This window comes from Pseudomonas sp. NFACC46-3, assembly GCF_900114515.1.
GTDB classification, from domain to species: domain Bacteria; phylum Pseudomonadota; class Gammaproteobacteria; order Pseudomonadales; family Pseudomonadaceae; genus Aquipseudomonas; species Aquipseudomonas fluorescens_Q.
In genome coordinates this window covers 1-22,597 of the sequence record NZ_FOTH01000046.1, presented here as the reverse complement: position 1 = coordinate 22,597, position 22,597 = coordinate 1, and the positions used below count along the sequence as shown (strand labels likewise).

General features: G+C 60.8%; 20 protein-coding genes, 1 tRNA gene and 1 rRNA gene. 3 read left to right on the top strand and 19 right to left on the bottom strand.

Annotation, left to right across the window (positions count from 1 at the left end; translation table 11 throughout):
* The first annotated feature begins 216 nt into the window (after positions 1-216).
* Positions 217-293: transfer RNA gene (locus BM300_RS27660), tRNA-Arg, on the top strand.
* A gap of 78 nt (positions 294-371) precedes the next feature.
* On the opposite strand, the gene BM300_RS27655 is transcribed toward BM300_RS27660, so the two are convergent.
* From BM300_RS27655 to BM300_RS27625, 7 genes are all read right to left on the bottom strand, one after another.
* On the bottom strand, positions 372-896 hold the full coding sequence (locus BM300_RS27655; protein WP_072347243.1) for a type II toxin-antitoxin system VapC family toxin: 525 nt from the start codon (positions 894-896) through the stop codon (positions 372-374).
* Position 897: 1 nt separating this feature from the next.
* Positions 898-1,599 (bottom strand): hypothetical protein, encoded by a 702-nt coding sequence (locus BM300_RS27650; RefSeq protein WP_256572450.1) that lies wholly within the window; start codon positions 1,597-1,599, stop codon positions 898-900.
* A gap of 154 nt (positions 1,600-1,753) precedes the next feature.
* Positions 1,754-2,371 carry a hypothetical protein gene (locus tag BM300_RS27645; protein ID WP_092349502.1) on the bottom strand — a complete coding sequence of 206 codons (618 nt, stop codon included), beginning with the start codon at positions 2,369-2,371 and terminating at the stop codon, positions 1,754-1,756.
* A complete protein-coding gene (locus BM300_RS27640) occupies positions 2,368-2,940 on the bottom strand; it encodes an RNA polymerase sigma factor (RefSeq protein ID WP_092150306.1) in 573 nt (190 codons plus the stop codon). Before BM300_RS27640 ends, BM300_RS27645 begins: the two co-directional genes overlap by 4 nt.
* Positions 2,941-3,115: 175 nt before the next feature.
* Entirely contained in the window at positions 3,116-4,786 is a 1,671-nt protein-coding gene (locus BM300_RS27635) for a vWA domain-containing protein (RefSeq protein ID WP_092225633.1), read from the bottom strand.
* Between the two features lie 176 nt (positions 4,787-4,962).
* Positions 4,963-5,544, bottom strand: a complete 582-nt coding sequence (locus BM300_RS27630) for a hypothetical protein (RefSeq protein ID WP_092464535.1) — start codon at positions 5,542-5,544, stop codon at positions 4,963-4,965.
* Between the two features lie 103 nt (positions 5,545-5,647).
* Positions 5,648-6,649: a zinc-dependent alcohol dehydrogenase family protein gene (locus tag BM300_RS27625; protein WP_092464533.1), complete on the bottom strand. Its 1,002-nt coding sequence runs from the start codon at positions 6,647-6,649 to the stop codon at positions 5,648-5,650.
* A gap of 107 nt (positions 6,650-6,756) precedes the next feature.
* Between BM300_RS27625 and BM300_RS27620 the strand changes: the two genes are divergently transcribed.
* On the top strand, positions 6,757-7,713 hold the full coding sequence (locus BM300_RS27620) for a LysR family transcriptional regulator (RefSeq protein ID WP_256572447.1): 957 nt from the start codon (positions 6,757-6,759) through the stop codon (positions 7,711-7,713).
* 86 nt (positions 7,714-7,799) lie between these two features.
* Here the strand turns inward: BM300_RS27620 and BM300_RS27615 are convergent, their stop codons facing one another.
* From BM300_RS27615 to BM300_RS27600, 5 genes are all read right to left on the bottom strand, one after another.
* Entirely contained in the window at positions 7,800-8,840 is a 1,041-nt protein-coding gene (locus BM300_RS27615; RefSeq protein ID WP_092349496.1) for a virulence RhuM family protein, read from the bottom strand.
* 96 nt (positions 8,841-8,936) lie between these two features.
* Positions 8,937-9,164, bottom strand: coding sequence for a Wadjet anti-phage system protein JetD domain-containing protein (locus BM300_RS27610; protein WP_256572444.1), 228 nt, complete (start codon positions 9,162-9,164; stop codon positions 8,937-8,939).
* Between the two features lie 286 nt (positions 9,165-9,450).
* Positions 9,451-10,764: an MFS transporter gene (locus tag BM300_RS27605; RefSeq protein WP_092349493.1), complete on the bottom strand. Its 1,314-nt coding sequence runs from the start codon at positions 10,762-10,764 to the stop codon at positions 9,451-9,453.
* Between the two features lie 38 nt (positions 10,765-10,802).
* Positions 10,803-10,976: a hypothetical protein gene (locus tag BM300_RS31130; protein WP_170862112.1), complete on the bottom strand. Its 174-nt coding sequence runs from the start codon at positions 10,974-10,976 to the stop codon at positions 10,803-10,805.
* Between the two features lie 155 nt (positions 10,977-11,131).
* Positions 11,132-11,692, bottom strand: a complete 561-nt coding sequence (locus BM300_RS27600) for a YbhB/YbcL family Raf kinase inhibitor-like protein (protein ID WP_092150285.1) — start codon at positions 11,690-11,692, stop codon at positions 11,132-11,134.
* A gap of 140 nt (positions 11,693-11,832) precedes the next feature.
* Between BM300_RS27600 and BM300_RS27595 the strand changes: the two genes are divergently transcribed.
* Positions 11,833-13,365: an FAD-dependent oxidoreductase gene (locus BM300_RS27595; protein WP_092150288.1), complete on the top strand. Its 1,533-nt coding sequence runs from the start codon at positions 11,833-11,835 to the stop codon at positions 13,363-13,365.
* Positions 13,366-13,430: 65 nt separating this feature from the next.
* Here the strand turns inward: BM300_RS27595 and pgaD are convergent, their stop codons facing one another.
* The 7 genes from pgaD to rrf all read right to left on the bottom strand — a co-directional run.
* Positions 13,431-13,937, bottom strand: coding sequence for a poly-beta-1,6-N-acetyl-D-glucosamine biosynthesis protein PgaD (gene pgaD, locus BM300_RS27590; protein ID WP_072347222.1), 507 nt, complete (start codon positions 13,935-13,937; stop codon positions 13,431-13,433).
* Positions 13,934-15,289, bottom strand: a complete 1,356-nt coding sequence (gene pgaC / locus BM300_RS27585) for a poly-beta-1,6-N-acetyl-D-glucosamine synthase (protein WP_092464531.1) — start codon at positions 15,287-15,289, stop codon at positions 13,934-13,936. The genes pgaD and pgaC overlap by 4 nt, the downstream gene beginning before the upstream one ends.
* Before the next feature lies 1 nt (position 15,290).
* Positions 15,291-17,288 (bottom strand): poly-beta-1,6-N-acetyl-D-glucosamine N-deacetylase PgaB, encoded by a 1,998-nt coding sequence (gene pgaB / locus BM300_RS27580; protein WP_092464529.1) that lies wholly within the window; start codon positions 17,286-17,288, stop codon positions 15,291-15,293.
* Between the two features lie 12 nt (positions 17,289-17,300).
* A complete protein-coding gene (gene pgaA / locus BM300_RS27575) occupies positions 17,301-19,781 on the bottom strand; it encodes a poly-beta-1,6 N-acetyl-D-glucosamine export porin PgaA (protein WP_092464527.1) in 2,481 nt (826 codons plus the stop codon).
* Positions 19,782-20,027: 246 nt separating this feature from the next.
* Complete coding sequence (locus tag BM300_RS27570; RefSeq protein WP_092464525.1) at positions 20,028-21,533, bottom strand: YdgA family protein; 1,506 nt, start codon at positions 21,531-21,533, stop codon at positions 20,028-20,030.
* A 158-nt stretch (positions 21,534-21,691) separates the two neighbouring features.
* Entirely contained in the window at positions 21,692-22,330 is a 639-nt protein-coding gene (locus BM300_RS27565) for an NADH:ubiquinone oxidoreductase subunit N (protein ID WP_092150303.1), read from the bottom strand.
* A gap of 174 nt (positions 22,331-22,504) precedes the next feature.
* Positions 22,505-22,597: ribosomal RNA gene (rrf, locus tag BM300_RS27560) — 5S ribosomal RNA — on the bottom strand; the annotation flags it as partial.

Sequence of the window (22,597 nt, the reverse complement as noted above, 5' to 3'; positions counted from 1 at the left end):
GGTTCAGCACCCAGACAAGAGCGTTTGAAATCTCAAACGAATCCTAGGGCCGATAGGGGTGAAGGACAATAGGCTGTTCGAAAAAAAGAACGAAAAAACCGAATTTGCCTGTTTTTTCTGATCAGCGTAGCCAAGAGCCGCCGAGCAGTGTGAAAACACCGGCAAATCAGCAGCATGGACGCCCGCCATGCATATGAGTATCATGGCGCCCGCGTCGCACCAGTAGCTCAGCTGGATAGAGTACTGCCCTCCGAAGGCAGGGGTCGTGGGTTCGAATCCCGCCTGGTGCACCATTTTCAAAATCAAAAGCCCCAGGTCGCAAGACCTGGGGCTTTTTTGTGGGCGCTGGTTTTGTCAGCGCTCAGGAGCTATCAGTGGTCCAGCTTGACCTCCAGTTGCTCAGGAGCAGGCTCAATATTCCCCAAGGATTTCGTAACCAACCCGCATTTCTGGGCCTTAGAATAAAGACCCGCGTCATGAGTCCAGATTTCATCGGCATTGGTTGCCAAAGCAATGGAAATGATCTGACGATCAAACCGTAACTTGGCTTTGGTAGCAGCAGGATCAAGCACCTTCAACTCGTTATCATCGACCATACGGGCACATTCGACCGCCGCAATCTGGTCAAACGATACGATCTCAAAACACGAAAGGCCGTTTATGACATCCAGATGGCTCTGGTGAAAATTTCGATCGACACCAACCAAATACTCAGCCAACGCAGGTGTTGGGATCAGCACCGTTCCACCTCTGGCATCGACCAGTTCGATTAGGGCTTCAGCCCTAGCCTCCGCCCGATCAACATTATGACCAGTGGCAGGATCAACCAGAACGATACCGTCCTTTGCATTTCCCAAGGCTTGAACGAGGACATTGGTATCGAGAACTATGCGCACCTCATCCCCTTAAGTTCTGGATCGTTCCATGAGGATCATCCATCTCGCTCCACGTGATGCCACCGAGTTCCTTTAGCTGGGTCACCGCACTGCGCAACGAGGTTTTTTCAAGTTTTTCATAGGATTGAATGAACATTTTGCGCAGCCGCCAACCGCCATGCGGCCGACTTTCCCATTCTCCCTTGCCATGAACGCGAACGTACTTGAACAGAAGCTTGCCCAACTGTTCAGCCAGTGCTGTATCGGCTTCACAAAGAAGAGTTTCGCCACCCGCGCCCTCAAGCCGGACAGGAACCGTCTCATCCTTCCCACCAACGACATACAGGCGCCCCTGTACGCTGCCTTGTTTGATGATGACCATGGGAGGAGGAGCGGTCTTTGCTTTGGGAAACTGGAGAATGTTCGCATCATCCGCTGCCTGAAGGACGCCATCTACTCGATCTTGCTCCATCAGCGCGGATAGCTGCACGTAGGCTTTTCTCGCGCGCTTAGGTCCAATCCCCTGAGCGGCCTCCCGCACCCTGTTCAAGACGTGTGGGTACGTCTCGTCTTCCACCCACGTATTCAGGCAGACACAACCTTCGGTGACAGAGTCAAAATGAACATGATCTTGGGAGCCGAAAAGCTCAGCGAGCTCACACAGATAATCCGTCAAGCGAGCCATGGAGAGCTTGCTTGGGTCGGTTCCGTCGAGTTCGAGCATCAGCTTTTTCATGCTGGCGAGTATAGTTCCGCTCAAGTGTTCCTGCTATGGCTGCATTTGTAACCCGATACCGAGCATCAACCGCCTGAAAAGTGACCCTTCACTTTTTGGATCGGAAACGTTAATGCCCAGGGCTTTTGTAAGCGCTGATCACTCAACGCTTGCGCAACGCCTCCAACCGCGCCGGCAAGTCCTCCTCGGGAAAGCGCTTGTGCAATGCCAGCAGCTTTTCATCAGCAGCCTTGCTCTCACCCGCCTCGCGCAAAAGCAGGATTTCCATCAGGCCCTGCTCCAGCGATGGCAGTGCAGCCGGCGCCGATTTGCTCATTTTCGCCGCAGGCTTTTCCGCCAACGATTGCATCGGACTTGCCGGGGCTTGGGCCAGTTCGCCCTGGGGCGCCATGCGGATAATCGGGGCGGGGGCGGGCATGGCCGGCGGCGGTGCAGCGGCAACGGCAGGCGCTTGCCGATCGGCGGAAAACTCCATCGAGGCGGGTGAGGACAGTTCGTCGTGGGGCACGGGCGAGCGCAGCACCAGGCCGATCATCAGCGCCACGCCGGCGATCGTGGCGAATGCCATTTGCCAGCGCGGCCGTTGACAGGCTTGCAACCAACGTTGCCACAAGCTCGGTGCAGGCGTCGGGGCTTCGCGGTGGGCGGTGGCCAGGATGAAAGCGTCCAGGGAAGCTGGCGGCTCGCCGCTGGTGTGTTGGCGGAAATGCTCGATCAGCACTTCGTCGTTCGGATCCGGGGTGTGTTTGGAGTCGATCATGCGGGTACCTCCTCGGCCAGCAGCCGATGCAACTTCTGCTGGGCGTAACGCAAGCGGCTCTTGACCGTTTCCAGTGGGGCGCCGGTCAAGGCAGCAATCTGTGGCAATTCCAGGTCGCCGTGCAGGCGCAGCAGGAAGACTTCTCGCTGATCCTCGGGCAAGGCCTGCAACGCCGCATCGAGACGCGCCTGGTCGCGGCTCAGGCTCAGCTGCTGCTCAGGGCCGCTGGTGTCGTCGGGCTGGACGTGAAGCTGCTCGTCGTAGCTGTCGTGCAACGGATTGTGGACACCCTGCTTGCGCCAGTGGTCGATCAAACGGTTGCGGGCAATCTGGAACAGCCAGGTGCGAAAACTCGCCCGGCCTTGTGGCTGGGTGGTGCTGCGAATCAGACTGAGCCAAGTGTCCTGGAAGACTTCCTCGGCCAGTTCGGCCTTGTTGCTCAAGGACACGAGGAAACGGTAGAGCCCTTGCCGATGGCGGGCGTACAGGACTTCGAAAGAAGCCCCATCGCCGTTGCGGTAGCGGGCCAGCAGCGATTCGTCGCTGGGAGAATCAAGCGCAGCGGACATGTGGGTGACGAACTCCTTTCCGGTCATTGCAGCACAATCCTGGCAGACAACAAGGGAATACTGTGGGAGAGAGCCTGCTCGCGATGGCGTCGGATCAGTCAATGATGATGCTGATCAATCCACCGCTATCGCGAGCTGGCTCGCTCCCACATTTTGGTCCTCGTTGTGCTCGGGATCAGCGCTTGGCCGCAGGCTCGAGGCTCTGGGCAAGCTCCACCAACTGCACAAACTCGGCACGCAGCCCAAACGGATCATCGCCGCGGGCCGAACGGGCCAATTGCGCAGTGTCCTTCAAGCTCATCGTCCCAGTATAACGCCCGTCCCCCTTGAGCTGCTGGGCGAAGGCCGCCACGGCGGCGGAGAAACGCAGGTCATCGCTAGGCTTGTCGTCGTTCTGCACGCCAGCAATCGGATGCTCGATCAATCGACTGCTACCGCCCTCAGCGGGTTTGTAGCGTACGCGCAACATCGCCAATTCGCCTGATTTCCCCTCCGACTGGGGCGTGCTGGCATAGCGCAGCGGCTCCAACCAGCCCGGTTGGCCCTTCGGGACAATTTCATACAAGGCCGTCACCGTATGCCCGGCACCTATCTCGCCCGCGTCGACCTTGTCGTTGTTGAAATCCTCACGCTTGAGCGCACGGTTCTCATAACCGAGCAGGCGATACTCGCTGACCCGGGCAGGGTTGAATTCCACCTGCAACTTCACATCCCGCGCCACCACCGCCAGGGTGGAGCTGAGCTGGTCGACCAAGACTTTACGCGCCTCGAGCAGGTTGTCGATGTAGGCGTAGTTACCGTCACCAGCATCGGCCAATTGCTCCATCAGGTGTTCGTTGTAGTTATCCACACCGAAGCCCAGCGTCGTCAGGGAGACGCCGCTTTTACGCTGGTCCACCGCCATCTGCTTGAGGCTGTCGAAATCACTGACGCCAACGTTGAAGTCGCCATCGGTGGCCAGCAGGATGCGGTTGATGCCTTTGTCGATGAAGCTCTCCCGCGCCATCTGGTAGGCCAGTTCGATACCCGAGGCGCCCGCGGTGGAACCACCGGCGTCGAGTTGATCGATGGCGTTGCGGATTGTCACCTTGTCGCGCCCCGAGGTGGGCTTGAGCACCACCCGGGATTCACCGGCATAGACCACCAGGGATACCCGATCCTGATCGCGCAATTGATCCACCAGCAGTTTCAGCGTGCTCTTGACCAGCGGCAGGCCTTCGCGACGGTCCATGGAGCCGGAAACGTCCACCAGGAAGACCAGGTTGGCCGGCGCCAGATCCGCCACGGCGCGGTCGCTGGCCTTGATGCCGATGCGCAGCAAACGGGTGTGGGGGTTCCACGGTGAGGGGGCGACTTCGGTCGTCACACCGAAGGGTGAACCGTCGCTGGGCAGGGCATAGTGGTAAGGGAAATAGTTGACCATTTCCTCCAGCCGAACAGCCCCTTCGGGCGGCAGGCTGCCTTGATTGAGGAAACGTCGCACATTGGCATAACTTCCGGTGTCGACATCCACGCTGAAGGTCGAGACCGGCGTTTCGGCGACGCTATGGATGGGGTTGTCCGGCAGTTTTGCGTACTGCTCGCGCGGTTCGGTGCGGTAATCCCCGGCGATGGCATCGTTCGCCATACTAGGGGCGGGCATTGATGCCGGGGCGACCATGCGCTTGGCCATGGGTTGGCGCACGTAGGCGATCTCGCCTTGCGGTACAACGCTGGGTGCCACAGGCACCGGTTCGGATGGCTTGGCAGCCTCCCGGGAAGACAACCCACAACCGGCCAACGCCACCAGCAAAGTCACGGCGAAGCCTTGGGCAGCAGGACGCATAAAGGGAAGTGGACGGAACATGGGCTGAACCTCGTGAATGAATGATTCGTACACAAGCTCAGACGCAAGGCACACGAGGTTCGGGTTAACGATCAGGAATTTTTTTGGCACGCTGGAAAAACCGGCCTGGCCACCCCCAAGGTGGCCAGGCCGTTACCGCGATCGGACCAATCGCCAGCACGTTGCAGCAGGCATTGTTAGCGGGACGGAATGCCCCGCAGATCATCGGCGATGAATCCGCTCAAATGGCCGGTGTAATAGTCTTCGACATCGGAGTTGCCTCTGTTCGTCAGGGCGCCCGCGATGCCTCTCATGGCCTCGAGCTGCCCGATCGCCCCACCCGGCATCAGCCCCTGGCGGGCCTGGGCAAAGTGCAGCACTTCGACACCGGCCTTCTTCACCTTGACCTGATAATTGAAATCGACACTGGCCAGATACGTACCGTCGGCGACGATTTTGTTCATGAAGCCACCTTGAGTGTCTTGGATACGGCGCGCATAGACGGCGTTGACGTCCAGCAGATAGTCAGCGGTTTCCTTGCTGGAGGCATAGCGATTGCCGTCGAGCAGGCGGACGATCAGGTCGGTGTGCAACTGGTCACGGACTTTTTCGTCGGGCAGGAAACGTTCGTTTTTGCCGACGACTTCAACGTTGAACGTGTCGATCCAATAGGTGGCGGTCTCGGGGATCGCCACCGGCGCAGGGGAAATGTAGTAGTCGGGCTTGGAAGCGCAACCGGCCATAAGGCAGAGGGCCAGCAGCAGGGTAAAAACTCGCATGTTTGAATTCGTCCTTGAGAGGTAGCGGCATAATGGCGGCTGCATTCTACGGGGTTTGTATGAGCGCTCAAGTTGTTTGGCCCTGACGGAGTGCGGTCCCGTCTCACTCAATCCCAATGTCCACGACCGTTTTCCCCGCCCCACGCCCCTCGGCTACCTGCGCAAAGGCCTCATTGACTTGCTCCAGGCCAAACCGGCGCTGATCCAGCTTGATCCGCAGTTGCCCTGACTCAACCAGAGCGGCGGCCTCCCGCAAGATCTGACCATGATGCTCGCGCCCCTTGCCGGTCAGCAGCGGCATCAACGTAAACACCCCGGAATAGCTCGCCCCCCGAAACGACAGCGGCGCGAGGCTGTGTTGGCCCCAGCCGAGGCAACTGAGCACATGGCCGGTGTAGGTCTTTACCGCGTTGAAGGACGCATCCAGGGTCGGGCCGCCAACGGTGTCGTAGACAATGTCGAAGCCTTCGCCATCGGTGTACTGGCGCACGTAGCTGTCGGTGTCCTGGGTCCGGTAGTCGATGGCTGACGCGCCCAGTTCGCGGATGAAAGCCTGGCTGTCGGCCGAGCCCGTGGCGTAGACCTCGGCGCCACGGGCCTTGGCGATTTGCACGGCCATTTGACCGACGCCGCCCGCCCCGCCATGAATCAACACCTGTTGCCCGGCCCGAACGTTGGCGCGATCGACCAAGCCTTCCCAGGCCGTAATGAATGCCAGCGGCAAGGCGGCCGCTTCGCGCATGCTCAGTGAGTGAGGCTTGGGCGCAATCAGGCGGGCATCGACCGCGATGTATTCGGCCAGCGCGCCTTGGGCCCCGCCGATCCCGCCGGCCATGCCGAACACCTCGTCGCCAGGCGCGAAGTCATTCACGCCCTCTCCCCGTTCAACCACCATCCCGGCCAGGTCGATTCCCAATACGGCGGGCAGCGGCTGACGTGCGTGGGCCCCGCCTCCCGCCGCGATCTTGGTGTCCAGCGGGTTGATTCCGGCGGCATGCACCTTGATCAATACCTGGCCTTTGCCGGGAATGGGCCGGGAGATGGAACGGACAATCAGCGCAGCCTGAGCGGTTTCGGCAACGGCGGCGGACATGATGTTGTTCATGACGGTAAACCTCCAATGAGTGGGCAGGTTCATAGTGCGAGGGAAGACGCATTCCGATAAGTGAGCAACAATGGATAGGATTTATTCCAGGCAGAGGCTAAATCCAGATGGATCTGTTCGACGCAATGCAGGTGTTCGTGCGGGTGGTGGAGCGCGGCTCGTTTTCGGCCGTCGCCAGGGAACTGAACCTGGGCCAACCGGCGGTGAGCAAGCAGATCCGCGCGTTGGAGCAACACCTCGGCGGGGCGCTGTTTGCCCGCAGCACCCGCCAGCTCGCGCTGACCGACCAGGGGCAGCGCTTCTACGCCGAGAGCAAGGACATACTCGCCAGCGTGGACGCCGCACGACTCAGTTTCGCCAGTGGGCAGGAACAGATCGCCGGCCTTCTGCGCGTGGCGGCGCCCGTCAGTTTCGGCCGATTGTGTATTGCGCCCCTGGTGGGCGAGTTCCTGGCCCTTCACCCACAGCTTCGTATCGACTTGAGGTTAAGTGATCAGAACGAAGATGTGCTGAAGGAAAACATCGACCTTGCGATTCGCATCGGCGCGGTGAAAAACGAAGGACTGGTGGCGGTTTCCCTCGGCGACAGCCCGCGTCGGGTGTATGCCTCCCCCGCCTATCTGCAACAGCACGGCACGCCCCTCGCACCGGCTGACCTGGCCGGCCATAACTGTTTGGCTTTTACACTGCTGGAGCATTATGACGTCTGGCGGTTCGACCAGGATGGCCGACAGCACAGCGTAACGATCAAGGGCAACGTCACCTGCAACAGCAGCGAGGCGATCCGGGAAATGGTGCTGTCGGGCCTGGGCGTTTCGCTTTCACCGCAGTGGTTGTTCGCTGCCGATGTTCGCCAGGGTACCGTCTGCCCCCTGCTGGCCGATTACCAGCCACTGGCACTGCCCATCAGCGCCGTGTTCAGTCAAGATCGACGCCGCTCGGCACGGACTCGTGCTTTTGTGGATTTTTTGCGTGGGCGTCTTAGAACGACCGGTAGCCAAATAATCGTAAGCGTCGGTGATGGCGACGCTGGAGCTCCAAGCACTAACCTTGCCAGGCATTGACTGCTCATAAAGGCCTAAATTCTAGACGCCACACTCCAACAAAACGTGGCCACTTGCCACAGATTGGAAATCTTGTAGTCAAAACGTCAAGGCCTGGATCGGGTCTTGTTTGATAGCGATTGACTAAGCTCGCTCAGATTGATGAGGTTTTGGTCAGCGCTCGCAGTATCTTCTTGCTGGCGCAGTTGATGAAATAGCTCATATTGCGACTCGGCGTGTTGCTTGGCCAGGTCATGAGAAATTTGACCCGCACTATCAAGAATTTCGCGGTCGTTCAATGTCAGGAAACCATCGAGTTTTTTCACCCACTCAGCCATGGACATTGGAATGCGACGCATGGCTTGGCCCTCCGCAAACACCAAGTATTGCTCGACCAGATTGTTCAAAGCGCTGAGCTCTTCTGCCGAGAGGTAGTTCTTGGCGTTAGCGACATCCTGTTTGCGCACCTTGGCGCCGCGCCAGTTGGTCAGTCCCATGTGGGGTTTACCGCTGTCGGCACGATTGTGAATAAGCTCAGCCGCAGTCTGCCCGGTAATTGCCCAGTGCACTTTGTTTTGCACGGTCTTGAAGAAGTTGATGCTGGCTTCCTGAGTCGGGTCGTAGTCCACACTGGTGGCGTAGATGTCGGTAATCTTCTGGTAGAAGCGTTTTTCGCTGGTGCGAATATCCTGAATGCGCCGCGTCAGCTCTTCAAAGTAGTCGAACGGCTGATCGGGATTTTTCAGGCGCTCATCATCTAGTAAAAAACCTTTGACGATGTAGTCACGCAACTGCCGAGTGGCCCATTGACGGAAGCGCGTTGCCGTATGGCTTTGTACGCGATAGCCCACGGAGATAATGGCATCAAGGTTGTAGTGCTTGAGATTGCGCTTCACTTGACGCGTACCTTCCTGACGAACTACTAAGAAATCCTTAGTGGTTGCGTTTTGATCAAGCTCACCTTCGCTGAAGATGTTCTTCAGATGCATCAACACGTTCTCTGGCGTGGTACTGAATAACTCACCCATCAAGGCTTGGGTCAACCATACGGTCTCGTCGACAAAGCGCACGTCCAACCGGGTTCGCCCGTCTTCGCTCTGGTAGATGATGAACTGCGAGGTATTGCGATTGGCGTTATCCGTGCTCATAGCTCAACGACTCCGCCTTGACTAACAGCGCGACCAACCCCCAATGTAGCCCCCTCAATATTTCTACGTACGGGGCCTGATGAATAAACCCCCTCCTCAATCACTAGCCACCTCTTGTATCTCTCTCCAGGCGAAATCCCACGATATTCGCTCCTGCTCTAGACGCACGTTTTGCCCTAGTGTGTTGCGCTTGAGCTTCTCATAGAGGACCTGCTCTTCTACTGTGAGATTAGCCAGCGTGATGGAGGGGTGTGGCTCTTTCTCCACCCCCCACAATGGTTTGTAAGACAACAAAGTACGCTCATCCATCAGTATCGTCTTCACGCTTGGCAGATAGCATGGAAGATGGACGCGGGCAGACCCCGCTCGCTTTCGTACAGATGGGTCTGGAGCAGTCCCAGGGTCAGAGGCCCATGATCAAAAGCCAGCAGCCGCCACAGTGGCTGGGTCCGCAACCGACGAAACGTAGCAATGGCTGTACTAGCTTTCATGCAAGGCTCCCCAACAGAAGAGATGCCCATGGTAAACACAAAGTGCGCTGAATCTACCTCGGATCAGGCAGGATCATACTGCTTCAGAAAAGGCCTACAACAAAGCTTACGGATTGTAGTCAGGATTCCGACGCTAGGGCCGAACCATAAACGCGCGCCCACCGCCCCGGGAAATACGCCGACGCAGCCACGCCCACCGCCCCCATCACCACGCAATACCCCACGCACACCCACGGGCTCCACGGCACCAGTGCAATCAGCATCAGCGGTGTCATGCTGGCCCACAGGGCATAGGCGATGTTGTAGGTGAGCGAGATGCCGGACACGCGGATCTTCGGCGGGAACAGGCTGACCATCACCGACGGCACCGCACCAACCACGCCGCAACCCAGCCCGGCCAAGGCGTAAGCCAGGCCCAGCCAGGCGCTGCCGCTGATCAGGCTGGCGTAGAGCACGGCAATGCCCACAGGCAGCAGCAGGCTGTAGAGCATGACGGTGCGCCAGGCGCCGATGCGGTCGACGATGAGCCCGGCCAGGACGCAGCCGATGTTCAGGAACACGATGCCCAGGCTGCTCAGGGCGAAGGTGTGGCTGGGGGTCATGCCGAAGCTTTTCTGCATCACGGTCGGGGTGATGACCACGAACACCACCACGGCAGAGGTCAGCACGCAGGTCAGGATGGCGGCGGGCAGCAAGGCCTGGCGGTGGTCGCGCAGGACCGTGCGCAACGGCAGTTCCGCTGCGCCTTCGCGATTGGCTTGCAGGGCCATGAAGATCGGCGTTTCGCTCAGCCAGCGACGCAGCCAGACGCCGATCACGCCGAAGACGCCCCCCAACAGGAACGGCAGGCGCCAGGCGTAATCGAGAATCTCCGCCGGTGTGTAGATCCGCGCCAGCGCCGTTGCGGTCAAGGCGCCCAGCAAGTAGCCGAAGGTCAGGCCGGCCTGGAGGAAACCCAGGGCATAGCCGCGATGATGCAGCGGCGCATGTTCGGCCACGAACACCCAGGCGCTGGGCACCTCACCGCCCACCGCCGCACCTTGCAGGATACGCAGCGCCAGCAACAGCAACGGTGCGAAATAACCGATTTGCGCGTAGGTCGGCATCACGCCGATGAGCAGGCACGGCAAGGCCATCATCAGGATGCTCAGGCTGAACACCCGCTTGCGTCCCAGGCGATCAGCGAAGTGCGCCATGAGAATGCCGCCTAGGGGCCGGGCCAGGTAGCCGGTGGCAAAAATCCCGAAGCTTTGCAGCAGGCGCAGCCAATCGGGCATTTCCGGCGGGAAGAACAACTGGCTGAGAGTCAGGGCGAAGAAGACGAAGATGATGAAATCGTAGATTTCCAGCGCACCGCCCAAGGCGGCCAGGCCCAGGGTCTTGTAATCGGATCGGCTGAATCGGTCACCGGGTAGAACAGGGATGGCAGTCATAGGCAGATTTGAACGATGAGTTAAAAGAGGGCGACGGCTCAGGCGTCGCGATCAGTGTCCACCGGTTGAACCGGTGGCTGGCCTGGCTCGGCGTCTTCGGCCTCGTCGGCAGGCAGGAAATCCTTGCGGCTCTGGGCGATGGCCCGGCGTATTTCGTCGCCCTTGGTCGGGCAGTTCAGGAGGCGGGCGATGCCGTCGGGTTTCTGCGTCATCGCCATCCTCCGGCATGAGTGAACAGGGGCTCGATAGTGCTCGCTTTTGGCGCGTGATGCCAATTTTGTGTCTGGGCGGCGTCATTGTGGCAAGGGGTGCTTTGCACCCCAACGGGGATAAATCCCCTCTCCACAGGGGGTTGTGTCGTCTTGGGTCAGCGGTGGTAGCGGCGCACTACGCTGCTGTTGCGCAGCACGTGACCTTTGATTTTTTCCATCAGTTGGGCGCGTGTGAGGTCGGCGGGCAGTGCCTCCGGCGGCAGGTCCAGGGCGAAAAGCTGGATCAGGTAGTGGTGAGCGCTGTCGCCGACAGGCGGGCAAGGACCGACGTAGCCGTGGGTGTTCTTGCTGTTGATACCACTCATGCCTTCCAACGAGGACTTGGTGCCGGCGCCCGCCGGAATCTGCCGCGTGGTGGCCTTGATGCCGTAGTGGACCCAGTGGTCGACACCTTGGCCCCTTTGGCCGTCCGGGTCCAACATGACGATGGCGTAGCTGAGGGTGCCGGGTGGGCCGGCGTTCCAACTCAGGGCCGGAGAAATGTTCTTGCCACCACAGGTGTTGGCATCACTGGCTGCCGCCGCCGTGAAGAGGCGGTCGTCCGACACACCGGGGATGCTGAGGGTAAAACGCTCCTCGGCCTGGACAGCCCCTTGTGCGCACAGCACCAGGGCGACGGCCGCCAGCCAAGGGGAGAAAAAATTCAATCGGGTCATACCGGGGGCACCTTGTGCGTGTCTGGCCATGGACGGCTTGCGAACTATAGCCGCAGCTTCGCCAAGGTTGCAGTGACAATTATGCTGAAACTCGCTCCGTTCCTGCGACTCCAAAGGGAAACGCCTGCCGGAGAATGACCATGTCTCTGCATCAAGTCGCCCGTTTCGCCGACGTTCGTGAAGATCGCGGCCTCGAAGTCAAAATCGACGACACGTCCATCCTGCTGTTGCGCTCCGGTGATCAAGTGCGCGCCTTCCAAGGCAAATGCCCGCATGCCGGCGCACCACTGGCCAAGGGCGCGGTGTGCCACGGACGGCTGATTTGCCCGTGGCACAAGGCCGCGTTCCGCACGGAAGACGGCGCCCTGTGCGAACCGCCGGCCCTCGACAGCCTGGCGCGCTACCACGTCGAGGTCCGGGACGGTGACGTCTGGGTCGACGATCAACCATTGCCAACCGATAAAGTCCCGCCGGCCGATGACGCACGCACGTTTGTCATCATCGGCGCCGGTGCCGCCGGCACGGCTTGCGCGGCGGCGTTGCGGGAGAAGGGTTTTGGCGGTCGAATCCTGATGATCGACCGCGAAGCCGAGGCCGGCTACGACCGGACGGTGCTGAGCAAGTATGTGTTGGCCGGCGACATGGCAGTCAACGAGACAGCGCCGCTGCGCGATGAAACCTACTTCACCCGGCAACGCATCGAAAGGCTCCATGGCGAGGTCACCCATTTGGACCCCGACGCTCGGCAAATCCAACTCGCCGATGGCCGGCAGCTGGACTACGACGCCGCGCTCATTGCCACTGGCGGGGCACCCAAGATGCCAGCACTGCCCGGCATCGAATTGCCGCAAGTCTTCGTGCTGCGTTCGATCGCCCACGCCCGGCAGATTCTCGACACGGTCCGGCCAGGGCAACAGGCGGTGATCATCGGCGATAGTTTCATCGCCATGGAAGTCGCCTCGTCCCTGCGCAAGCGCGGGCTGGACGTCACCGTCCTGGCCCGGCATCCGGTGCCGTTCGCTGCACAGATGGGTGAGAGCGTTGGCCAGGCCATCCTGGCCCGGCACCGGGCCAACGGTGTGGTGTACCACACCGACGGCGAAGCGGCACGGATCGAGGGAGCGCACAAGGTCGAAGCCGTGGTGCTGGATAACGGCCAGCGTCTGGCTGCGGACCTGGTGATCGTCGGCATTGGCGTGCACCCGGCCACCGAGCCGTTTGCCGGGTTGCCACGGGAACAGGACCAGTCGCTGTCCGTTGACGCAGGCATGCGTGTGGCTGAAGGCGTATGGGCCGTGGGTGATATCGCGACGTTCCCCCTCAACGGCGCGCCTGTGCGCATCGAGCATTGGCGCCTGGCCCAGCAACAGGCGCGCATCGCCGCTGCGAACATGCTCGGCGGCGACGAGCGCTATCTGGACGTGCCGTTTTTCTGGACCTATCACTTTGGCAAACGCTACGACTATCTTGGCCACGCCGAGCACTGGGACGAAGTGGAATTCAAGGGCACGCCCGAGCATCCGCCCTTTATTGCCCTACTGGGCAAGGACGGCCTGGTTGCCGCCGCAGTGGCCTGTGATGAAGGCCGGGCCATGGCGGCGTTGGCCCAGCGCATGAAACAACCGTTGCCGGTGGACGAGGCATGGCGGCTGGTTCGGGATTTCTCTTCGTAGATCTGCCCCCCAAAAAATCCCCTGTGGGAGCGGGCTTGCTCGCGAAAGCGTCGGCACGGCTTGCATCAATGTACGGAGTGATCGGCCGGCAGGTGAATCACGCCCGGCCGCTCCAGTGGCGCCAGGGGCGGTGGCTGCAAGTCGGGGCTGAGCAAGTGGAAGTGCGGCACGACGTGGCTGATGTCGCCGTCCTGATTGTTGTGAATAGTCTTCGAGCCGGGCTGGCGCAGCGTGTCCAGGCGCTCGTCGGTCAACTTGAAACTGGCGCTCAAGCCCTGGTCATTCACGACCGGGGCCGGCGACCGGCGCTGGGCGAAGCTGCGACTTTTACGCTGTTGGTAACGCGCCCAGGTAATCAACAGCACCGCGTTGACCAAGGCGATCCATCCATAGACCTGCAAGGTCCCCAGGGTATCGAACAGTGACCCTCCCGGGCGCGGACCGGCCTGGCTCGCGAACAGCGGCCACAGCCCATTGACCAGCAAGTACAACAACCCCACCCACGCCAGTACGGTAAAAAACGCATCGATGAGCACCAGAAAAGGCCGTTGCCGGGTCCTGATAATTTTCATCGGATCACTTCCTCTTCCTGATCATCGAACGGTTTGATACCGCGATCCGGACTGATCCAGCGCGCACGCTTCTGATGCTGCCCGAACAGCACTTTTGGAAAGCTCACCAGAGTGGTGAAGAGGCTGATCAGCCAGAACACCAACGGGTACCAGACCACCCAGAACATGATGTGCCACAGGCCTTTTTCGTAGCGGCGGTCGATCAGGATGCTCACCGCGAACTGCAGCAGGCACACCACGGCCAGCAGCAGCCCGGTGAAGGCTGGCGGCATGAGGTGATCGACCGCGATGGCCTCTGGCATTTCGACGAACTTGCCAGCCCCCCAGAAAATCACCGACAGCAGGAACGTGAACGCCCAACCGGTGGACAGGCAATATTCGAACAACAGTGGCCACAGGTAGCGGTGGCGATACTGCCAGATGCCACGGATGTTCTTGAACAACACCTCGGCGCCCCCCTGGGCCCAGCGCAGTCGTTGCCGCCACAGGCCACGCAGGGTTTCGGGCATGAGGATCCAGCACAGCGCGCGCGGCTCATAGAAGATGCTCCAGTGATCCAGTTGCAGCTTCCAACTGATGTCGATGTCTTCGGTGATCATGTCCGGGCTCCAGTAGCCAACCCGGTGCAGGGCGGAGCGACGGAACGCGACGATTACGCCAGACACGGTGAAGATCCGCCCGAACACCCGTTGAGTGCGCTTGATCAGGCCGATGATCGAGGAAAACTCGCCGACCTGGACCCGGCCTATCAAGGTCGAGCGGGTACGGATGCGCGGGTTGCCGGTCACCGCGCCGAGGCGGGCGTTGTCCAGCATCGGCGCCACCAGGTAGGCACAGGTGTTCGGCGCCAGCAGCGCGTCACCGTCGATGCACACCAGGTATTCACTGCGCGCCGCGATGGCGCCCATGCGCAGGGCCACGGCCTTGCCCTGGTTTTCCGCCAGGTGCAGGACGCGCAGGCGCGGGTCTTCACCCGCCAGTTGATCGAGCATCTGGGCCGTGTTGTCCTTGGAGCCGTCGTTGATGGCGATGACTTCGATGTTCGGGTAATGCTGGCCCAGCGCCGCGTAAATGGTGTCGGCGACGTTATCGCCTTCGTTGAAGCACGGGATCAGGATACTGATCAACGGCTCGCCGGCCAGGGGCGGTGGCAAGGTGTCGTCCTTCCACGGCCAGTGGCGCTCCCAGTGCAGCCAGAAGTACAGGCCGCCGGCGATCCACAGCCCGGACATGAACAGCGGGTAAAAGAACACGAAGTCCATCAGGAATTGCCCGGTGACCAGGAAGATCAGGCCCAGGGGCACCCCAAGGACGATCGCCAGCACCAGCAGAGCGAGCAGTCTGTCGAGCATGTCAAGGATTCCACTTGTTGGAGAGCGCCGGCCGCACGGTTTTCACAGCGGGCTGGTCTTCGATGAAGTTGTCCGGGTAGTAGCCGAAACTGGTCACGCCTTTGCGCTTGAGGCGCCCCATCCAGTCGGCCAATTGCTCGCCCTCGATATCGCTGACCGGCTTGCTGTGCCAGTCCCGGGCCTGCAGTTCGAACACCGTGCGCTTGAGCGCGCCGGGACGGGCCTTGACGGTGTCCACCAGGCGCTCGAGCCAGGGACCGGATTGCTGGCGGGTCTGGTTTTCCATCAACGGCATGGCCATCGGCGCCGTCCAGTCATAGGCGCCGAGGAAGTCGTCAAGGTTCTGGGCGAACCAGGCTTCGCTTTGCGGGTTGAGCATCGGTTCGGCAAAGATATTGCGCGCCGTCAGGATCTGCGGACCACGAATCGCCCGGACCTTGGCGGTCAGCTCATGGGTGAAGTCGATCAGGTAGCGGCTCTTGAAGCGGGTCCAGCGTTGCATCGCTACAGGATCGGCCCGCAGGGCGGCGATGGACGTCGGCAGGCCGTTGGCGGCATAGACTTTCAGGGCTGCGGGGCTGGCGTCCTCGAAATCGGAGAACACCGCGTCGTCATGGTACAAAACGCCATCCAATGAGCTCATCCGCGCCAGATCCTGGTAGATCTCGCCAATGACCTGGCGCACGTTCGGGTCGAACGGCGACAAACGCACGTACTGGTCCGGGGCAACGCCAGTCTTGCCGGTTTCCGGATCCCAGCGCTGTACCCGCGAAAGCTTCGCGTCCAGGGCGAAACTGAGCACCGGCATCCAGGCATAGACCTTGGCGTTGGCCCGAGTGCGCAGTTGCCAGGCGACACGGTCGAACAGGTCGGCGCGTACCGGCAGGTGGCGGTTGGGGAAGTACAACGAATGCACCAGGCCGTCGCCTTTCGGATCGGCGAAGGCTTGCAGGAACACCGTATTGGCGCCCAGGTCGGAAATACGCTGGACCAACTGGCCGACGTTGGCGTCCTGCTGCACCGGATCCGGGTCATAGACGTAGTCCAGGTCGACATGCACCACGCGCATCGGGTCCATCGTCTGCACCGACACGATGCTTTCGGCGAAATGGGCGCCATCCGGATCGGACGCCACCAGGAAGCGTGGGCCGCTCATCAGGTTATCCAGGCTGTCGAGACCATCCTCCAGGGTCAGGGCCATTTGATAGCCCTCGTTGCCAATCACCTGCAACGCAGTACCGTCGGCTTCACCGTACGGCCAGACCCAGACACGCGGGCTGTAGCCAGTGACCTTGCGGATCTTCTCGGAAATGGCCGCCACGTCCTTGCGCAAGCGGGCCTGGAACTCGGCCTCGGTCTCGTAACGACCGGTGGCGGGGTCGTAGCGCCGGGTGGTCGCAGCGGGTTGCTGGTTGCCCTGCGGGTTGGCGAGGATGCCTTTGTGATTGGCATCGGTGTGGGCGGCGATTTCCACCAGGCCCGATTTGGAAACCTCGCGAATTTGCTCCCAGGTCAGGAACTCGGAACGCTTGCGTGGCACCCCGGCGAAATCCACCGTTTGGTTCAGCGGCGTATCCACCCAACTGCCGACCGGGGCAAGGATCGCTGGCCAGTTATAGGCACGCAGGATGGGCATGACGCGGGTGTAGAAGCTTGCGTAACCGTCGTCGAAACTCAGTAGCACCGCACGCGGTGGCAGTTCCGGGCCGCCATTGCGGGCCGTGATGATCTGATCCACCGTGACCGGCTGGTAGTTGTTTTCCCGCAGCCACGCCAGTTGCTCGATCAACCGTTCGGTACGCACGGCCACCAGCGCTTGGTCCGGGTCACGGTCGTCGACATCGTGGTAGGCAATGCCGAGCACATGGTTCTTCGGCCACGGGGCGTCATTGGCCGCCAGCGGACGCTGCGAAGGCGGCGTGAATGCCGGGGCTTGCTGGGCACAAGCGCTGATCAGCAAGACCCCCAGCAGAAGGATGAATCGCGAAATGACAGGCATCTTCAAACTCTTCTAGAAGCGATAGGTGAGGTCGACAAGCAGGCGTAGATCGCTTTCGCGATCGCCGTCGTAGGGGCGGTTGAGCCAGCTCAGCGCGGCACCGGCCTCCAGCACGTCGTTCCAGATGAAACGCTGGCCGTAGCCGAGCAATCCCATGGCCCCGGTGTTGTAGTCGCGCTGGCTGTAGGTACCGGCACCGACCTGGAATTGCTGGCTCCACGTGGTCTCGTAGCGGCGGTACAACACGTGGTTGGCGCTCACGGTCGGCATGACGCTGAAATCCGCTTTCGGATTGAAATAGGGCACTTCATTGGAGCCGCTGTTGCGGCTGGCACCGACTTCCAGACCCAGTTCCACTTGCAGGCGCGGCGTGCTGTAAATGCCCTCGCGGCCGGTAAGCTGGGTTTCGAGGCGATTGTTACCGTCACTGAAATGGGACGGGCTCACCGTCAGCCGCCACTCGCGGCTTTCATTGGCCCGCCAGCGGACGAAACCGCTACCGCCGTTGGCGCGAATGCCGCTGTTGAGCGCCCGCAGCGGGGTATTGGCCGAGAGGTAATCCAGGCTGGCGCCGTACTGCCAGTGGTCGTCGATGTCCCGGGCCACGGCCAGGCGCGCGCCTTGCTTGTCGCCGGAACCATAAGAGTGATTGGAGACCTCGGCCTCCAGCGTCATGTCCCGGGTGCGACGCTCCACGCCCAGGCGCTGCCAACGGTGGTGACCAGTACCTTCCTCGAAATCGCCGGTGGCGTAGCCGGCACCGCCGAACAGCCGCCAGTCTTCATCGATGGGCGGGCTGTAGAGCAGCGTTTCGATACCAAAGTCCCGGCTGCCGGTAACTGCACCGGCATCACCATTGCCGCCGCCATAGCTCTTGCCGGTGTAGGCCTCGATGCGCAGCTCGGCCATGTCGTGTACCTCGCGCTGGCGCTGCAGACGTTTGACATGGGCGTTTTCCGGGTAGCGGGCGACCACGTCGTCGGTCAGGGCATCCAGCTGCCGCCATTCCTGCAAATCCATGGCGGCGCGGGCCTGGGCGATTTCCAGGTCACGGTTGCGCGGGATCGTCGCCTCGACTTCTTTGAGCAGGTTTTCCGAACGGCGCGGCCAGTCACGGGCCTGGTACAGATCGGCCTGGGCCAGACGCATGCCGGTGTTGCCCGGGCCTTGGTTGACCAGGGTTTCCAGACGCGCTTCGGCAGAGGGCAAGTCGGCGCCGTACGTGCCGGCCTGGGCGGCGAGTTGCTGGGCGTCCATCCATTCATCGTTGGGGTTGCCGATCGGCAGGCCTTTGAGCTCGATGCGCGGACGCTGGGCTTTCGCCATGTCTTCGGCCAGTGCACGGGCCTCTTCGGATTTTTCACTTTCCAGCAACGCATAGTAGAGCGCGGTGCTGTCTTCAAAACGCTCCGCGGGATCGGCATCCGGCGCAGTCAGGACCCGGCGGTACAGATCGACGGCAATCTCCGGCTCCCGCTGTTCCAGATAGGAAGAGGCCACCCAGCGCAGGGCGTAAGTGGGAATGCTCACGCCCTCGGCGATCAGCTTCTGGTATTCGGCAATCACTTCTGCTCGACGGGCGCGGGCATTGAGCGCGCCCATGCGATCGATGCGCCAACGGAGTACATCGTCGTGGGCCTCGGCCACCGGGGTCCAGGTGGCGAGCAACTTGTCGTAGTCGGCCAGTGCTCGGTCGGCAATGACGAAGCGCTCATGTTCGCTGCGGCTGGCCATGTCCGCCAGGCGCACCCGTTCGGCGGCGACGTCACCCTCCAGGCGTCGTTGCACGCCACGGTCGATCAGCCCCGGCTGCAGGCGCGCCAGGCGCAGCGCCGGCTCCGGCAGCCGCGCGCGCTGCAGGGCATAGACGTATTCACGCGCAACCTCTGGGCTGTTACCGGCGCGAGTGAAGGCCTGGTCGTATTCGAACAGCGCTTCGTGGGGGCTGTCGGCGCGGGTCAAGGCATAACCCAATGCCAGTCGACGCACCGGATCTGTCGGCTTGGCAGCGACCAGGGCCTTGGCGCGAGTGACGGCTTCGTCGGGCTGGCCTGCATCGGCCTGGGTCAAGGCCAGGCCGAGTTGCAAGTCGGGGTTCTGAGGGTCGATCACCAACGCCTGGCGGTACAGCTCGGCCGCCGAATCCCAACGCTTGAGGTTGCGATAGGCACGAGCCGTCGCAGTCAGCGCCTGGACGGGCAGCGCTCGATTGCGGCCTTGGGTCTCATAGACCGTCACCACCTCGGTATCGAGGCCGGCCCAGCTGGCGATCTGCAGGTGGTCACTGATCTGTGCGGCGCTGGCCTGGCCGGCCGGCACCTGGCGCAACGCCGTCAGCGCAGGGGTGTAATGGCCTGCACGGGCGTCGAGCACCATTTGGTCATAGGCGGTATCGGCAAACGCCAGCATCGGCCAGCACAGTTGGCTGCACAGCGCGACACGAAACAACGGGCGCAAACCACGTTGAATAAAAGGACCCACAGTACGCGGCATTCGTCAGCATCCTTACATGGCCAGCCGGGTCGCAGTGCCCCCTTGCCCATCAAACAGGAAGCCGGATCAAAGGAATCCAGCCAAGCTCTAATGGGCCTAGTCTTGCACTCTCAGGCGGGTCATCTTCAGGAACGCCACAATTCTTCAGAATCGCTACAGATTTCGGCGCAGGGCTGATCGATAGGCTTAAAAAAACCCGGCCCATGCGTGATGCACGGGCCGGGTTTGGGGTGTTGCCCGAGCGCGTTACTGGACGGCGACGCCACCACCCAGCTTGCTCATCACGAATGCCGTGAATTGCTCAACGGTCATTTTCTGGCCGTTGAAATCGACCTGATTGTTGGCGTAGTGCAGCTTGGTGACAACATCGTTGCCTTCAAGCGTTGCCAGTTCCGAACCGACCGCCATGGCGCTGAACATATCGCTGGTGGCAGTGGCCTGATCGGCGATCAACTTCGCATCCGTCTGGCCTTCCATCTGTGCCTGTACGGTCATCAGGTCGACCAGCATCGGTTTGGAAACCTTGAGATTGAAATCCAGCAGCGCGAGCAACTGACGGCCCAACTCATCCGGTGGCAGGTCCATGGACTGCGGCTTGGCCAGATCAACGATCAGGTTGGCGCGGCTTTCACCATTGGCGGTGCTGAACGACAGGTTTTCCAACGCCACTTGCGGGGCGCCGGCCAGGAGTTTCTCCAGATCAGCCTTGACCTGCGCTTCTTCAGCTTCGGTCAGGCTCAGCTCTGGCGCCGGTTCGCCGGCTGCTGCGGCCTCGGCTGCAGCTTTTTCGTAGGGTTGCAGCTTGGTCTGGTAAATCTGCATCAGCGACATGGTGGCCGGGATGTCCAGGTTCTTCAGGCTGACTGCCATCTGCGCCGAGCCAATGGTCTTGTCGTTGAACGACAACTCACCGATCTTGTAATCGGCACGCCCCGAAGCGCTGGTGCCGCTCTCGGTGCTGCTGTTCTTCATCTCGAAGTTCTTCAGGCCCAGCACCGACTTCGGCTCACCAAAGGTGGCCTTGGTGTTGCTCAGCAGCAGGGTGTTGTCACCCATGTAGTAACCGTAGGAGCTTTTGCTCAGGTTGCTCGCCAATGTCAGGCCGCTCAGCTCTACCTGCACGGGAGTCTGGTCTTCGGCGACGGTGGTCAGCTTGAAGCTGTCCATATAGCCGTCGGCCTTGACCTTCTGTGCCTGGGCGCTGGCAGCCAGGTCGATTTTAAGACCGGAGAAAGTGAGCTGGGATTGCTCATCCAGCTTGGTATCCACGGGCAGCAGCTCGTAGGTGCCATTGATGGATTGATCGTACCCCAGGTTGACCACACCTTTGAGCGGCGATTGGTCCTTGGTGGCGGCGAACCACTTGTCGGTCAGCGGATTGCGCTCAAGCGCGGTGTGACTGGTGGCCATGACCGGTAGCCATTTGAGTGTTATCAAGCGCGAAAATGGCAGTGGGCCGTGTTCGATCTGGTCGACGAAGAGCAACTCAACCGGCTCGCCACCGAAGATCTCGCCCTCGCCCTTGAGGCGGTAGTGGGCGGTGCTGCTGAACGCTCCACGGTCCATGGAAACCAGCTCCAGGGTGGCGGTGCTATTGGACCCGGCCAAGGCTGTCTGCATCTGCTTGTTGCTATCGGCAATAGCGTTCGTCAACACGCCTTCGAGCTTGGTCCCGGTGTACCAGGCGCCGCCCGCGCTGACAGCACCGACAGCCACAACGATTCCCAGGAGTATGCTTGCTGATTTATTCATGAGTGACCCGATCGATATCCATGGTTGAACAAAGCCGTCGTCTTCCCTGACCCGCAAAGGGTGTGGCTCGACGCCGAAAAAGAGGAGGGGAGATTACCATCAGGCCCCCCTGCGGGCCCAATGTTTAAAGGGGTAAAAACGTTTTCTTGCGAGGTGGTCTACGAATATTGGACTTCGATCTCGTCGAGCTGATGGTCGAAAGTCTTGAGACGGGCCGTCCAAGTGTACACCAGCACTTCGAAATCGCGATTGATCACTGCCGCGCCCGATGATGAGTCTGCGCGTGAATCGCAGAAGTCCAGTTGATAGCGCTCACGGGCCATGGCATTAGCCACGTCACACAACTCTCGGGCGTTGTTGAGCCAATGCCAGCCGTCCTGGGTGACTTGCTTGTCCAGGGCAGCACATTGGGTTTTCAGGGCTTCCAGGCTTTTTTCCAAAGGGGTACCGGTGAGCTCCCCCATGACCTCCTGGAACGTGCGGCCAGGCTGCCAATAACTGCCCCAGAAATACCGGTCAAACACCGTTTCGACACGTCGCAGCGCAACCTTGGTGTCCCAAATCAGCACCAGTGTCTTACCTTGTTCGAGGTGTTTTTTCTTGATGCGCTGACCCTGAAACGATGCCCAGGCCACGATCGCAATGGATATCACGCCGATCAGCGCCGCGGCGCTATCGAGGAACAACAGCGCTTTATCGATCTGGTGAGTGAGCATGACGCCATAGAAATAAGTGGCCGAAAGCAGCAGCAAAGCCGCAATGGCGCACCAGAAGCCGGGAGCATAAGGGTTTTTCATTATTGGAATCCCCATGACCAGTGACGTCGCGGGCCCTTGGTCGCCAAGGCCCGACTATCACAGCATAGCAACGGCATTGGGGGTTTGCCGGGGCATCAGGGGTTTGATCCGATTACCGGCCCAAAACGACAAAACCCCTGGCTGCTGATGCAGACAGGGGTTCTGGGAATTCAATCTTGACGATGACCTACTCTCACATGGGGAAACCCCACACTACCATCGGCGATGCATCGTTTCACTTCTGAGTTCGGGATGGGATCAGGTGGT